Here is a 13,792-nt window from a genome sequence, read left to right as displayed (position 1 = left end):
AGGCCCATTCATGTCCTCGTGAGACGAAGGAAGACGCCCAATGGTCCGTTCTGAACTGCTGGAGAAGTTGCTTCAGGCACACCCTCATTTGCCCCGGCAGGCGGTGGAACTGGCTCTCGACACGATCCTGGATGCGATCACTACCGGTCTGGTGCAAGGGCACAGAATAGAACTGCGAAAGTTCGGTAATTTCACCTGCAAGGTTCGCGAGGCCCGCACAGGGCGCAATCCCAGGACCGGTGAGGCTATCTCCGTAGCGCGCAAGCAGGTTCTACGGTTCAGGGCCGGTGGCTATATCCTGGAGCGGCTCAACCGTCCCACTGCGCTTGACTGATCTCCTTTCCCCCTTCCAACGCAGGGTCCCCCAAGTTCGCTTAAGTGAAAGACTGGACCCCTGAGCCAACCCGGACGTTGTGTTTCGCTATGACAGGCAAGACATCAGCACCCTGACCCCATTACAACGAGGCAAATATGGCACTTCTAGAAGCAACGTTCGAAACACGGCGCGAGGCTGAAATGAGCATCGAGCGGTTGGTGCAAGAGTTTGGCTTAGACCGAAAGGCCATCGAGGTTGTAGCTGATGGCGCGTTGAACAGCGCAGGAGAGGATCTGTCCGGAGGGGACAGTGCTTCCGACTCTCCGACGCCCTCTGAGCGTGAGGACGCGGCGCTTAACAACCGGATCAAGGTCTCGGTGAGCGTAGACGACGAGGCTGAGGCGGAACGCGTCCGCAACGCGTTCTCGGAGTTCGGCGGCGATCGGTCCTGATCGCTGCACCAATGCGTGCGCGGCGGCATCCCCTTTCCTTCTGCTGTGGTTCGCATGGGCTAGGAGGACGGGTGGCGCCGTAGGCTAAGCCTATCCAAGGGCTTGCTATGAGCTGGCCAGCGGGCCACAGCCCCATAACCTCTGACTGGTCACCGTCCTCAGGTACATAATTACCATTACTGGGTATTATGGTATCTCAGTGAAAGCTGGGTTTTCTTCGGTAATCCTCCCCATCGTTAAGGGGGTTTATTCGTAGAATTTTCTCGTAGCGTGAGCTGAGGAGATTCGAATGAGAAAGACCCGATTTACCGAGCCGCAGATCATGGCTGTGCTGCGCCAGGCCGAAGGCGGTGTTGCGGTGCCGGAGCTGTGCCGAGAGCATGGGATCAGCAGCGCGAGCTTTTACAAATGGCGGGCGAAGTATGGCGGTATGGATGCGTCCATGATGAGCCAGATGAAGGCGCTGGAGGATGAAAACCGGCGGCTGAAGCGCATGTTCGCGGACCTGAGCATGCAGGCCGACCTGCTCAAGGAAGCTTTGGGAAAAAAGTGACGCGGCCAGCTCAACGCCGCGAGTTGGCCGCGAGGGCGGTGGCAACGAAGGGGGTCAGCATTGCGCTGGCCTGCCGCACATTTGGGGTCAGCGAGACGTGCTTTCGTTACAGCCCGAAGCGCTGTGCCGAGAACGAGACCATCGCGGATCTTCTTGAGGGCCTGACCAAGGCGCACAGAACCTGGGGCTTCGGCCTATGCTTCCTGTATCTGCGCAATGTCCGTGGCCATGCCTGGAACCACAAGCGCGTTCGCCGGATCTACTGCGAACTGGAACTGAACCTGCGGATCAAGCCAAGGCGGCGCATCAAGCGGCACAAGCCGGACGTGCTCTCGGTTCCAGACGCGCCGAACCTCGTGTGGTCCATGGACTTCATGGCCGACCGTCTGGCCGATGGTCGCCAATTCCGGCTGCTGAACGTGCTCGACGACTTCAACCGCGAGGGTCTGGGCATTGAGGTCGACTTTTCGCTTCCGGCCGAGCGCGTGGTTCGGGCGCTGAACCAGATCATCGAGTGGCGCGGCAAGCCCATGGCCATCAGGGTCGACAACGGCCCGGAATACATCGGCGCAACCTTGGCAATCTGGGCCGCAAAGCAGGGCATTGTCCTGACCCACATCCAGCCCGGCAAACCGCAGCAGAACGCTTACGTCGAGCGCTACAACYGCACCGTCCGCCATGAATRGCTCGACCTCTACATTTTTGAAACCATCGCGGAGGCACAGAGTATCGCAACCGACTGGCTCTGGACTTACAACAACGAGCGACCCAACATGGGCATCGGCGGCATAACACCCGCACAGAAACTGAAAATGGCTGCGTGAGTTCTACGACCAAACCCCGTTAAAACGGGGAGGATTACCCTTCGTTGTAGACAGTCTCTGCGCGTTTGATAGCAGCCCCTATTGCCATGCAGGCGACTGATGCGAAGAGCCTGATGATGTCATTCCTGACGCTGTACAGAAAGGTTGATGCAAGCCTCGACTATTAGATCCAGTACCTTTTCCATTTTGTCGAAGGGATAGTCATCAGAACGAGTTGTTCTTAGAAACTCGTCCTGTTGGGCGCTCTTTTCGCCGGACGTCTGGTCTATCGAGCCTTGATACGTTCCCGCGCGCTGGTCGTAATTGGTCCATCTGATGCGGCAGTCCGGTAGGAGCTTTAGGTAGCACTCGATTGCAGCAGCTCTGCCGTTGATGTCGGCCAGATGCTCGCCGCTTGGTCCGATCGTCGGGAATTCTTTGAACTCTTCGAGATCGGGCAGTTTGATCGCGTTGATGCCAGAGAGCTTCTTAAGATGCGCCAAGGATGCGACGCCCACCGTATCGTTGTCGAAGATGGCTAGAACGCCGTCGGCCTTTCCGATACTTCTCAGGCCCCTCATGAAGTTCATAAGGTTTCCGTGGCCGCCGAACGGATAGTTGTCTTCCATGTCAACAAATTGGAAGAAATCGGCTATTTCAGGGCGTAGGATCGCAAAGGCGTGCTGGATCAGCTTTGTATCGCTCGTGCCTTCAGTAACAAGTAGGAAGCCTCTTCCTCTCGCTCCGACAGAAAAGTCCTTGCGTTCGAAATACCCACTATCCACGACATCCATAAAGTCCCATTGCACAATGAGATCGAGGTTTTCGGGGCGCTCTGCAAGCACCCGCAGAATGTCATAGGGCGTCAGTCGGTCAAGAAGCGTGCTGACATCCCAGCCCGGTGATCGACCATAGCGACCATGTAGGGGGTCCTCTAGGCGCTTCTGGTATTCACCAGGTAAAAGGCCTGCGTGGTCACGTCCATCGTACTCTACAAGTAAGGATAGATCAGTGTTGCGAATAAGCTCTAGCGCCTCTCTAAACGGGATGTCATGCGGTTCGTCATAAGTAACGAAAGGGTTATTGAATTGCTGTTCGATAGCAGGGAGTGTCGATCCGAGAAGCTCTAGGCGTGGTAAAATCGAGCGCAATGTCGCTCGAAAGCCCTCCACTTGCCTAGGTTCATATTCTCTTTCGAGGGTTACGCTGTCAGACGGCAAGTAAATAGATTGGTGCGTCGTAGTATTGAAATTTCCACCTGACTCAAGATGGAAGTTTCCGATGCGGAAGTCTGAATAGGTGCCCAACGCTGATCCTTCGGTACATGCGAGCCAGTAATGTTGCCGTTGCTAACGGGCGCAAAGCTGAACGTCGAGCCATGTGCAACGACTCGGCCTTGATGATAGAGAAGTCCGACCAGCCTCGCGGGGTCGTCCCGAAACCATCATGCCTCTGTTCAGTATGAAATGCACATTGTCTGCTTTATCCCGCATAGTGACCCTTAAATGATAGGACCTATCCGTCTGCTTTGCAGGACACTATAATCATTCGCTGCAATCGTATTGCAGTCACCTGCGCTAGTAGTTTGAGGAGAAGTGGAAGTTGCGCTTTTCATCGTCATTAAAATAGTGTGATGCTCCATCATTGATTAGAGATCGTGCCAAAACCTCATCCCAGCAGCCGGCGATTGTCACTGCATCTTTCCACATGTCCTCAGCGCCATAAAATCTCGACTTTGACCGCCAACTATTCGGGTAGTAGTATTTTAACATTAAGTAAACGAAGGATAAAGGCGATATTTTCCGCGCTGAACTCCATCGGTCTTCACCGGACATCCCTATGTGAAAATGTGCTCCTGGATGAATAACCCTCTTAAATTGACTTTTGCTGTATTCAAACCTCACCCTAGGGACAAAATGCTCAACGGGCATAGCTTCTGCATAAGCATGGAACTCTTCTTCATCAATCTCATTGTTATCTCTCATCTCTTCTAGTTCAAGATATTCCGATAACGCCCCAAGTGATCCAGTGACTCTTGGATTGGGGTAAAAAGCTAATGCAAACTCTTCATCGTCTTGGTGTGAAAATTGGAAATAGGCTAAATCTTTTAGTCGAATGTTATAGTGAGAGAGAGACAATCCCTTCTCATATATTTGAGAATAGCTTTTTGAAGTTAAGCATACCTTATTAAAATCTTCAGACCTAGGAAGAGACACTTGACACGAAAATTCCGCCAAAAGGTCAATCGCCGCCAATGCAGCGCCAGCATTACGGATCGATCCATCAAAATCAGCGCGTTTCAAACCTAATCCTCAATCAAGCTATCAAGGTCTTCGTCAGACAGGTTAAGCTCTCTTTTCATTTTCTCCATCCGGCGTTTTGCCTCGATTAGGCGCTCATGCCTCTCCTCAAGCCCACGCTGAATAGTATTGAAAGTGTTCATATCTGGCATAGTGAATTCAATTTGAGGGGTTTTTTCGAGCGCCGTCTGCACCTCTATTTTCAACCCATCCAAAACCTTGCTTTCCACACCAAAGATGCGCAGCCATGCTTTTGTACGTGTAAAGGCAACAAATAGCTTGTTCCGCCCAATGCGAGTTTTGAGAGTTACTGCATCGGAGCCTACAATGATAACCGCAGCAGCTTCGTTACCCTTGGCACGATAAACCGTACTCATCGTTACCATCCCATCAATACGGAACGGTGGCTCGCTATATGCATCCTTAATAATGTTATTAGATCTGATTCCCCAACTGCTGAGTTTATTTCCGATGCCAGTAAAATAACGCCTAGCAGAACGATCATCTAGACTGATAACCATTATTTGGTGCGCAGCCAGGCCACCGTCAATGAATGCTTTTACTTCAAGCGCAGCTAGTTCCACTTCTTCGTCGAGATTTGCACCGGACTTCATTTCGACAACTGGAACGCCTTCTGGCGACTGCAAGATGCTAGGACTATTACGCTCTGGGCGCTGAACAATGTTGTAACTTCCTGTGGTGAAGCTACCTGAAACAACTTCATAACCCACATCCTCCCAATGCTTAGCATTTTCAAGCATCTGCACGGTGTTATTATATACGCCGAAGCCTACTGAGTGGGCGAGTACTAGGACTTCACGTTGATTGCGATATGATCTCTGAAGTACGAAATCATTCGTATCTGTGCCGTGTGGTAAGCTTCTGCCTAACGAGACGCGTGGATGACCGTCGCTATCTAAGCCGAATAACACCTCTGGCTCGCGAACTTGAACATCGAAAACATTCTGAAGTTCATCATAGGCCCATATAATTTGTTTTTGATCCCTTTCTCCTTTGGCAAGGTAGAAACACATTTGATAAAAGCTATCAGGAAAATCTTGACCCTCGTCTATTAGGATCACATCGTAGTACTGCTTTATATCACCTGTCTCCAAAAGCTCGTTGCAGGCGGACGCAAAAGGGTTCAATTGGCCGCGAAGATCATTGAGACTTTTGGGGGAGCGGTTAGCCCTAATGCAGGCATCTCTGTAAACACCAGGGGTATTACTTCTACCCCAACCGTGACGTACGTGAATATTATCCCAATTAGGATCAGTCTCGGCAAAATGCCTATGAAAGCGCGTTATTAGCCTTTCAATTACGTCTCTCAGGCTTCTAGTATAATAAGTAATCAAAATTTTGGAGCTGGGATCTTCAATATGTGCCAAGGCCGCTTTCATGGCGAGAATTACGGTTTTACCCGTACCTGCAAGACCTCTAATTCTCTGAGGTCCAGGGATCTTTGTAAGCGCGACTGACCTCTGCGTCGCATCAAAATTATAAATTATTGCCTCCAAATCAGAAAACGCTTTAGCTAGCGGTGGAACATTGCTCTGATCTTCGAGATTCTTAATTTGTCCAAGTGCCTTGGCACCCTCAACTATTGCTCGAACTTCGACCTCTTGTTCCTCAGAAAGCCTATCATCCTCCTGACGGAGGGCATTTTCTAGCGTAGCTTGACTTTTGGCAATCTCTACATCCTCTACATCCAAATCATCTTCGCCCATATTTGGGGCATATAAAATTGGCACAACATCAATAATTAAACGGCGTTTTTTCTTTAGTATTAGACTTTTTGACAGCAGTGATTCTGTCGTAGCTGCCGCCTGTAAAATGCTAACTGCATCTTTTCGAAGCGACTGCAAGTCGCTGCTGGCTGAATATTTTATAAGCTTAATGCCGTGATGTGTAGATATTGCCGTTAAATCAGATGTGTGAGTTCTACCGTCATAGTCTTTTACTTGTGGCCAACCTGCGTAAATCGTAACATTTTCGTCTTGAGGAAAAATGGCACCACTGCGAATTGCGTTTAGAACTAATGAAAGATCATACTGCTCCTGTCCGCGGCCGATCGTTGGAATGTAGTTTACAGGCATTTTTAACCTCGGGATTCTTTCGTGCGGCTGACCCGCGCTAAGGAAATTTGGTGAACAGTTTAGCGTGCAAAAACTAGTAAATGTAAGTGGGAATTTTTCGAGCTACCGCCGTATTATCACCTGTGGTCGCACTTCTGCTGCAGGCTCTGATCAACCATTTACTCTTGTTGGTACCAAATTTGGCTCTAGGCCAAGTACCTATACTGCACCTGCACTGCCTTTAGACGGGACGAGTGACGGCTCAGGGCTCTTCACATTCATACTGTGTCGACTTCTAACCGCCCACTTTGAGGCATGCTGGCATGCCCGAGAGGCAGACATCGTCAACAGCAGGTCAAGTTTAGGCCACCCACACTAAGTCAAGCACAAACGCAAAATTAACCAATCTGCCTGACCAAAAAGCTATTTTGCTTTTCTAGCTTGGCAAATCGCTCCAGACCTCGCGCTCAAGAGACCTAGCGCGGATCATTGGATGTCCCTCCTTCTATCCATAAACCAGCCATGTTCAGAAACGATCATTGGTGCAACATCGTCCAGCGTGCTGCAAAAGTCGTCGTAGAACGCCCTTTTGCGACATGTCTTAAAACCGCACGGCTTTTGATACACGTTCTAGGTGTGAACGTCCTTCCTGCATGACGAAATGGACGCCCACGCAGCGACCCGGATCAGCGAAGCCCGGGGCGAACGCTGTTTCTGCAGCGAGGAAGAGGCGCGAACCGCCGGGTGGAGGCCGCCACGGGGCTAGACTGTCCACGATGTCCGCCCGGCCGTCCGTGCTGCTCAGAGCGCCGCCTCGGCGGGTGTCAGCGCGCCGTCCAGCAGGGGCCGCTGCAGCTCCTCGGCACGGATGCCGCCGAGCCAAGCCTCTCATTCCTCCGGATGCGTCAGGATCACCGGCATGGCCTTGGGATGGATTGCCGCGACCTTGGCGTTTGGTGGACAGTTCAGGAAAGCGTAGAGATCATCGGTCGTCTCGCCATCCTTCACCTTGCGGAGCGAGGTCCAGCCGCGGGTCTCGATCCCCGCGAAGAACATGGTCGCGTCCGGGTCAGTTAGTGCGAACCACTGCACCCCCTGCCCCTTGCCGCGCGGCTCCGAGAAGCTGGTGACCGGCACGAGGCAGCGATGCCCCTGCCCCAGCCAGCGCCGCCAATGTGGCGAGCCGAGATTGCGCACGTTGGTGACGCCGGGATCCCGCGCGGTCTTCAGGACCGACGGCGGCGAGGGCATGCCCCATCGCGCCTTGACGAGTTCCGGCCTGTCGTCGCCGTTCCGAATGATCGCTACCAGCTGATCGGGATAGACGCAGCCGGACGCCAGATTTCCCGCGCGGTCAGTGAGCCCATCGATCAGACGGGTCAGTGCTTCCTGCGAGGTCGTCACGTTATACAGATTGCAAATCGCCCTGCCCTCGCTGCTGTTCGGGGTGCGGGAGCTGAACCGACGCCTGCCCCAAGGCGGAAGCAGTCCAGTAAACTGTTTCCCTAAGAATGGGCGGCATGAAGACCATGCTGCATGCCATTTGCGACAGCCAAGACCGGCCGCTCGACCTGTTCACTACCGCCGGACAAGTGAGCGATTATATCGGCGTACGGGCGCTGCTCAGCGGCTTACCAAACGTCAAATGGCTGCTTGGCGATCGTGTTTATGATGCTGACTGGTTGAGAGATGCGTTGTAGGACAAGGGAATTCGCGCCTACATCTCTGATCGAAAGCACCGCAAGACGCCGGTCAAGTATGACAAGCGACGCTACAAGCGGCGAAGTTGTATCGAAAGAAGGCTCAAGAATCAGAAGCGCGCTGCAATGCGATACGACAGATGTTCAAAGATCTTTCTCTTGGCCCTCAACACGTGCGTTGACCCCTCGCAGCAACCGTCATCTATCGGTTATGAATCATGATCCTAGACGCAACTAATTTGACTATATTATGCTGAACTTACTACCAATAAGGAAATGGTTCTGTTCTTTCAGTCGCGCCGCGCTGATGAGCAGTCAGACTTGCGGGAGTAGGAGGTCAAGCTCATGCCTACCAACCCTGAATATGACATAAACCAGCTTCGGTCCGAGACGCGCAAGCTCAACGCAGAAACCGCGAAGCTGATGGCCGTGCAACGCAAACTTGAGGCTGAAGAACTGCTCCTGCAGCGCCAGCACCAGCACCTTCCCGCTTACTGGGTTCAGATCATCCTTGCCCTTTGGGCCGGCGCTGGCCTCCTATCGGCTTTAGATCTGCTTATTAATCGTTGATCTGCCAACGCCGGTAAATCCACTCTTTATGACCCCGAACGCTCATATTGCCCCTCGGATCGTCTTCGTACTGACTCGAAGAGCGGAGCGATCTCTGGCAAGAGCCCCGGCTCATCATCCCGCATTCGCCTCATCTCGGCCCTCTAGCAATTGTGTCGATCTGAGCTACTCCCCAACTTTTGGACGGATTTTGGGTCGAGTTAAGCTACTGTCTGCTCCTGTTGATGGGGTTGCGTGACTTCGATTTGCAGCGAGGAGACCACTGCCGGTGGTCGACCGGCAGGGTCCTTGTGGGGTCGGCGTTGGTTGTGGAATTCCATCCATTACTGGACACCGTTGCATGCCTGCGCATCCGGTCTCCTAGGCATGCAGGTAGACACACTCGTATTTCCAGGGTGCGCCACAGGTGCTTTGCAAAGTTGTACCGTTTAGGGAGCCATGTCCAGGCGCAAGCAGGTCAGAAGAGCAAAGGGTGGATCATCGCACGGGGTCGACCGGCCTCTTCCCAGAGGAAGGCCAGGGTGATCGGCAAGCGGAAACGGCGGGGGCCGGCGGCGCCGGGGTTCAGCCAGAGGGTGCCGCTGCCTTCCTCAATGCTGGGCTTATGGGAGTGGCCCGAGATGACGACGTTCCACCCCGCGGCTTTTGGATCGCCCTGCAAAGCTTTGCGGTCATGGATCATGTGGATCCGCAGGCCTCCGATCGTGAGGCTCGCCGTTTCGGGAAGGAACTCAGCCCAGTGCCCGCGATCGATGTTGCCCCGGATTGCCGTTACCGGGGCGATGTGCGCCAGTGCGTCAAGATGGTCAGGGTCACCTATGTCGCCCGCGTGCAGGATACGGTCTACGCCTTTGAGAGCCTCCAGCGCCTCGGGGCGTAGCAGACCGTGGGTGTCAGAAATGACACCGATGCACGCCCTGGGAGATGGCTGGCAAAGTGGTTGCATAAGGCAGGTCCTTTTGGTCATCGCACCTTGGTGCTTTGTCAGCCCGGTGGCTGCCGTCTTTGCTGGCAAAGGCCCCTGGGGCGGTGGCGTAGCATGCTTCTTGGCCGGTCTTCTATCTGCGGGAGACTGTTCGGTCGTCGCCAAGGCGAGCGCGGAGGACTGACGCTATCTCTTCGTTCAGTTCTCGTGTCTCTGACGCCGTCGCCGCCTTTGCGGCTCCCGGCCTATCAAAGCCCTGCTTCATGCCGTTCAAGCACTGCAACAGCATGCATTTGGTAACCGTCTGGGGCATGTTCCGGACCTTCATTCCGAACGCAGGCTGAACATAAGGCGGGCAGGAAAATTGCGTCTCCTGCATGCGGAGGTTCCCATGTCCTTGAGTCAGGACCGCCCGGGCTTGGACTTCCGACCTGGATCCTCTTTGCTGACCGGGTCGGGGTCCAGATAGCTTCCGATGAGCTCATCGCGGAGGTAAGGAAGGAATGCCTCCCGGACCTGGATCTCGCCGTAGCCTTCGTCTTCGTCCTCTTTGTCGCTGAACGCATACACCTCATTGTCCGGCCCGGCATCGCTCCTCCGGGTCACCACGGTGCTGAACCGCTTCCATGCCTCGTCAAGCCGGGCATCCCTGTAAGGTTCAGTCCCGGGCGCAAGGACGACCCGGGTGATCCGCGCGAGTGCAGTGTCCCGGTACTGCATCGTCAGGTGTTCGTATCCCCGCATGAGGAACCGTCCCTTGATGCGGAAGATGGCGTGGGGCGAGACCAGGCGACCTTGCTCTCGTCCTCCGCCATCTACAGTGACGAGAAGGGGCGTTTCGGTGCGGATCGCGCGGACCACCGTCCGCACGACGGCAAGGTTCGGATCTGGCTGCCGGAGATCCGCCTCGACGTACCTCCTGCTGCCCAGCATGTCGTCCAACCACCGTTCCAGGCGCGGTATGGAAGAGAAGACCGGCGCCTCCGGTAGGTTAGCGTTCTCGTCCAGTGTCAGCCGACCGCCCTGCACCCGACCCTCTTCGTCACGCAGGAAGACCGGTCCGCAGGCCTGCTCGAACAGCATCTCGAACTCCGCCTGGTGCCGGGAGACGGTCGGCTCCGACAGGCCGAAGATCTCCCGATAGACGAGCTTTTCGGCTGCACCGAAGACCCCGCCATATCGGATTGCCGCCTCCACCCAACCAAAGGACAGGTTCCTCTTCGTCACCACGGCCAATAATCTTTCATTTTGAAAGTTTCTTCTTTCATGTCCCTTCGAGAGGCCGTATGACCAACAGACCTGAAAACGAGCCGGAAGTGCATTCCGACACCTCTGCCCTGTGCGATGATACTGGTATCCAAATGGGTCATCCTGAGCCGGATCGCCCGCATCACGAGACCGAAGCTCATGCGCGCCATCGTGATGAGCCTGCGCCGAACGGTCGTTTCGCCGCGCAAGGCTCTCGGGACCTGCACCCGATCTCGGAGAATGTGGGAGCGGCCGCCGATGAGAGTGGCGGCTGCCGGCCGTCTGACGGCCTGGAAAGGGTCATCCTGCAAGAGAAGTTCGTCCCCCGTGGTTCGTCGATGATCATCTACCGTGCCACGAACCGGATAACCGGAAAGATCTACATCGGTAAGACCGTCCGGCAGCTCTACCACGCAAAGGCCCGCCACCGCCAACGGGCGATGCGCCGCGATCTCTACGGCAGCGACAGTTATTTCTATGCCTCGATCCGCAAGCACGGCTGGAGCGCCTTCGACTGGAAGATCATTGACCAGGGAGAGAATGATACGGAGTTGCAAGCACTCGAGCGGGCGTGGATCGCCCAGACCGGAAGCTACCGGGACCGCTCCATCGGCTACAACATGACACCGGGCGGTGATGGCGGGGCCGGGCGCAAGCTGTCACCAGAGCAGATCGCCGGCATCAGCCGTCGGTCGTCCGGGGAAGGAAACTCGGGCTGGGGCAAGTTCGGCAAGGCGCATCCCGCCTATGGGCATATCAAGTCCCCCGAAACACGCGCGGCCATCTCCCGGGCGCATAAAGGGAAGAAGGTGTCGAGCGATACCCGTGCGAAGATGTCGGCCACGCGGGTCGCGATGTTTGCCGAGCAGCGCAGGGAGACCTTGCGCCGCCAGGAGGAGGAGCGGTGTGCCCGACGCGCAGCGCAGGCAGCAAAGAAAGCCGCGGGGGGCTTCAAGGGTGAGAAGGCGCGAGCGTCCAAGGTGACGGATCAGCAACGGGCCGAGATCTGCCGGCGCCGCGCGGCCGGCGAGAGTTACAGCGCGATCGCCAGAGACGTTTCCCTGGGGCTGACCGGCGTCCGGGCAGTGGTGCTGCACTGGGGGCCGGATAACGGTTATCCGTTCCTGCGCGTCGTGGCCGCATCCAATCATCGCGCGAAGCTGACCGATAAGGACCGCATGACCATCATTGCGCGCTACAACGGTGGTGAGGCGATCGCTGCCCTGGCCTCGGCCTTCAACGTGGGTGCAACTACGATCTACATGACAGTGTCTGACTGGGGTCCGAAGCACGGGTTCCCCTACCAGGGCCGGAAGGGTGGATGGAGGGCGACCTGAGACAGTGACGCTTCGCAGATGAGCGCAAGGTTCCCTTGGTTGATAATGGATTGGGTGGGATCCGTCAGAACCCTTCAGGACGAAATCTGTGCCGGGAAGGCAATCTTGTCTGCTGAAGGCTGGGACCCACACTCCAGATCCGCTTCTGACGCCCTGCCGGCAGAGACCGCTGCAGTCGGTTTAAACCACCTGCCGGCAGCCTTTGTTCAAGGCCTCGGCAGGTCAGGACTGACGCTGGAATGTCTCTGCTATCGATCAGTCGAAAACGTCCGAAGGAGCCGTTCTTGCTTGAAGGGGGCGCAATCGGACATGGCCGCCCGTCGTTCAGGTCGGTGTCCGAAAAGGAGCGGACGTGAACCGAGAAGGATCAGTACGGTGCACTGTGGTGCGCCTGAAAATCGGAAATTTTCCGGGAGCCGTCAGGCGATCCGTCAAAGGTCCTGTAGCACGATGCTTAAAAAAAAGGGTCCCACCTCTCCTGTCAAACTGTCCCGATGATCCGCTCGAAAAACGCCCTATAATCCGCGTGCGCAGGAAATTCCGGATTTTGCCGGGATGAAGCATGCATGTTCATGCATGACAGGAGAGGAGGTAGCGGACGCGGTCTGATACGTTCAGAGCCTTTTCTGACAAAGCGCCGATCTCGAAGTCATCCTGTCCGCAGGCCATGACATTCCCCAACCCTGTCAGGAAGAGATATGCATCCCCTTGATGGTCGTTCTTGCGCGGCCTCACATGCATGCTACGAGCAACTCTGTGAAACGAAATGGCGGGTCTTCGATACGGAAGCATCAACGCCGCAGACAATCGCCATGAGCGGGCCTCAGAGAGGCCTTCCGCTGCCCTATAGAGCGACAGGTACCCCCCCACCACCATTGGACGCTCTTCGGGCCTCCTGGAGGGCTTCTGGCTACTCTCAGGACATACTACCAGATGAGGGGGGTGAAACAGCTTTTTCCAGAAGCGCGTTTGGTCGGCGATAGAGCATTCGGATGGACGATCCTCGATCATGGCTTCGCAAGAGACCCTGCTCCTGCAGCAGCAGTCGATCAATCTGAATGAGACCCCGACACAGATGCTGAAAAGCAGATGCGTCATCTTGAAGCCGGATCAGGTTTTGGATGTGGACGCAGGACCTCGTCCAGTTGAACCCGGAGAGCACACCGGATCACATGGCAAGAATGGGGGGGGTATTCAGGAGGTTTATTTAGCGTCTTGCCAAAGCATGCCCGTAGAGGCCTCATAGAGGCCTCCAGAACGGCGGAAAGCCCCATAGGTAACCAACTGTCAACGGCGGCGTAAAAACCGGCCACGCGGCGGCGCAAAACCAGGCCAGTGGCGGGGCGCCAAGCGCCATGGCGCGCGCGCTCCCCAAATAGCTGGCGCGTGCCATGGCGCTTTGKCCCGCAGGGCCAATCTCGCAAGGTGCGATTATGTGGTTGCTTCAGCCTTTCGGGCGCGGCTTTGTCCGAGCCGATAACTGTCGCCGTTCATCTCGAGGATATTGACGTGG

General features: G+C 55.4%; 11 protein-coding genes and 1 pseudogene. 6 read left to right on the top strand and 6 right to left on the bottom strand.

Annotated elements, in window-relative coordinates; all coding sequences use genetic code 11:
• The first annotated feature begins 40 nt into the window (after positions 1-40).
• The 3 genes from SY26_RS18635 to SY26_RS18620 all read left to right on the top strand — a co-directional run bounded on the left by SY26_RS18635 (position 41) and on the right by SY26_RS18620 (position 2,145).
• Positions 41-334: an HU family DNA-binding protein gene (locus tag SY26_RS18635; protein WP_046001792.1), complete on the top strand. Its 294-nt coding sequence runs from the start codon at positions 41-43 to the stop codon at positions 332-334.
• Between the two features lie 137 nt (positions 335-471).
• Positions 472-768, top strand: a complete 297-nt coding sequence (locus SY26_RS18630) for a hypothetical protein (RefSeq protein WP_046001791.1) — start codon at positions 472-474, stop codon at positions 766-768.
• A gap of 289 nt (positions 769-1,057) precedes the next feature.
• Positions 1,058-2,145, top strand: a protein-coding gene (locus SY26_RS18620) for an IS3 family transposase (protein WP_157020538.1) whose coding sequence is annotated in 2 segments (ribosomal slippage) — positions 1,058-1,307 and positions 1,307-2,145 — 1,089 coding nt in all. Because the reading frame shifts where the segments join, the coding sequence is not laid out codon by codon here.
• A 119-nt stretch (positions 2,146-2,264) separates the two neighbouring features.
• On the opposite strand, the gene SY26_RS21335 is transcribed toward SY26_RS18620, so the two are convergent.
• The 4 genes from SY26_RS21335 to SY26_RS18605 all read right to left on the bottom strand — a co-directional run bounded on the left by SY26_RS21335 (position 2,265) and on the right by SY26_RS18605 (position 7,912).
• The gene (locus SY26_RS21335) at positions 2,265-3,431 is read right to left on the bottom strand and encodes a HEPN/Toprim-associated domain-containing protein (protein ID WP_157020537.1); all 1,167 of its coding nucleotides are present in this window, start codon (positions 3,429-3,431) and stop codon (positions 2,265-2,267) included.
• Positions 3,432-3,701: 270 nt separating this feature from the next.
• Positions 3,702-4,427 carry a DUF2290 domain-containing protein gene (locus SY26_RS20700; protein ID WP_084693940.1) on the bottom strand — a complete coding sequence of 242 codons (726 nt, stop codon included), beginning with the start codon at positions 4,425-4,427 and terminating at the stop codon, positions 3,702-3,704.
• A gap of 2 nt (positions 4,428-4,429) precedes the next feature.
• Positions 4,430-6,520, bottom strand: a complete 2,091-nt coding sequence (locus SY26_RS20695) for a DEAD/DEAH box helicase (protein ID WP_084693939.1) — start codon at positions 6,518-6,520, stop codon at positions 4,430-4,432.
• Positions 6,521-7,387: 867 nt separating this feature from the next.
• Entirely contained in the window at positions 7,388-7,912 is a 525-nt protein-coding gene (locus SY26_RS18605) for an SOS response-associated peptidase family protein (RefSeq protein ID WP_369799460.1), read from the bottom strand.
• 101 nt (positions 7,913-8,013) lie between these two features.
• On the opposite strand from SY26_RS18605, the pseudogene SY26_RS18600 reads away from it, so the two are divergent.
• Positions 8,014-8,421: pseudogene (locus SY26_RS18600) on the top strand (transposase); the annotation flags it as partial.
• Positions 8,422-8,544: 123 nt separating this feature from the next.
• The gene (locus SY26_RS21330; protein WP_157020536.1) at positions 8,545-8,769 is read left to right on the top strand and encodes a hypothetical protein; all 225 of its coding nucleotides are present in this window, start codon (positions 8,545-8,547) and stop codon (positions 8,767-8,769) included.
• Positions 8,770-9,226: 457 nt separating this feature from the next.
• Here SY26_RS21330 and SY26_RS18595 read toward each other — a convergent pair whose 3' ends face one another.
• Both SY26_RS18595 and SY26_RS18585 read right to left on the bottom strand, forming a co-directional pair.
• Entirely contained in the window at positions 9,227-9,715 is a 489-nt protein-coding gene (locus SY26_RS18595; protein WP_052715383.1) for a metallophosphoesterase family protein, read from the bottom strand.
• Positions 9,716-10,096: 381 nt separating this feature from the next.
• Complete coding sequence (locus tag SY26_RS18585; RefSeq protein WP_369799459.1) at positions 10,097-10,924, bottom strand: WYL domain-containing protein; 828 nt, start codon at positions 10,922-10,924, stop codon at positions 10,097-10,099.
• Positions 10,925-10,980: 56 nt separating this feature from the next.
• Between SY26_RS18585 and SY26_RS18575 the strand changes: the two genes are divergently transcribed.
• On the top strand, positions 10,981-12,279 hold the full coding sequence (locus tag SY26_RS18575; RefSeq protein WP_157020535.1) for an NUMOD3 domain-containing DNA-binding protein: 1,299 nt from the start codon (positions 10,981-10,983) through the stop codon (positions 12,277-12,279).
• Positions 12,280-13,792 lie beyond the last annotated feature (1,513 nt).

The organism is Paracoccus sp. 228 (genome assembly GCF_000967825.1).
GTDB classification, from domain to species: Bacteria; Pseudomonadota; Alphaproteobacteria; order Rhodobacterales; family Rhodobacteraceae; genus Paracoccus; species Paracoccus marcusii.
Note: the sequence above shows the minus strand (reverse complement) of the source record. Positions and strands in the feature narration are given on the sequence as shown.

Bases quoted from the DNA above. Each gene is read 5' to 3' on its own strand.
- SY26_RS18595 (WP_052715383.1), bottom strand. From the start codon at position 9,715: ATGCAACCACTTTGCCAGCCATCTCCCAGGGCGTGCATCGGTGTCATT.
- SY26_RS20695 (WP_084693939.1), bottom strand. From the start codon at position 6,520: ATGCCTGTAAACTACATTCCAACGATCGGCCGCGGACAGGAGCAGTAT.
- SY26_RS21330 (WP_157020536.1), top strand. From the start codon at position 8,545: ATGCCTACCAACCCTGAATATGACATAAACCAGCTTCGGTCCGAGACG.
- SY26_RS18635 (WP_046001792.1), top strand. From the start codon at position 41: ATGGTCCGTTCTGAACTGCTGGAGAAGTTGCTTCAGGCACACCCTCAT.
- SY26_RS18575 (WP_157020535.1), top strand. From the start codon at position 10,981: ATGACCAACAGACCTGAAAACGAGCCGGAAGTGCATTCCGACACCTCT.
- SY26_RS18630 (WP_046001791.1), top strand. From the start codon at position 472: ATGGCACTTCTAGAAGCAACGTTCGAAACACGGCGCGAGGCTGAAATG.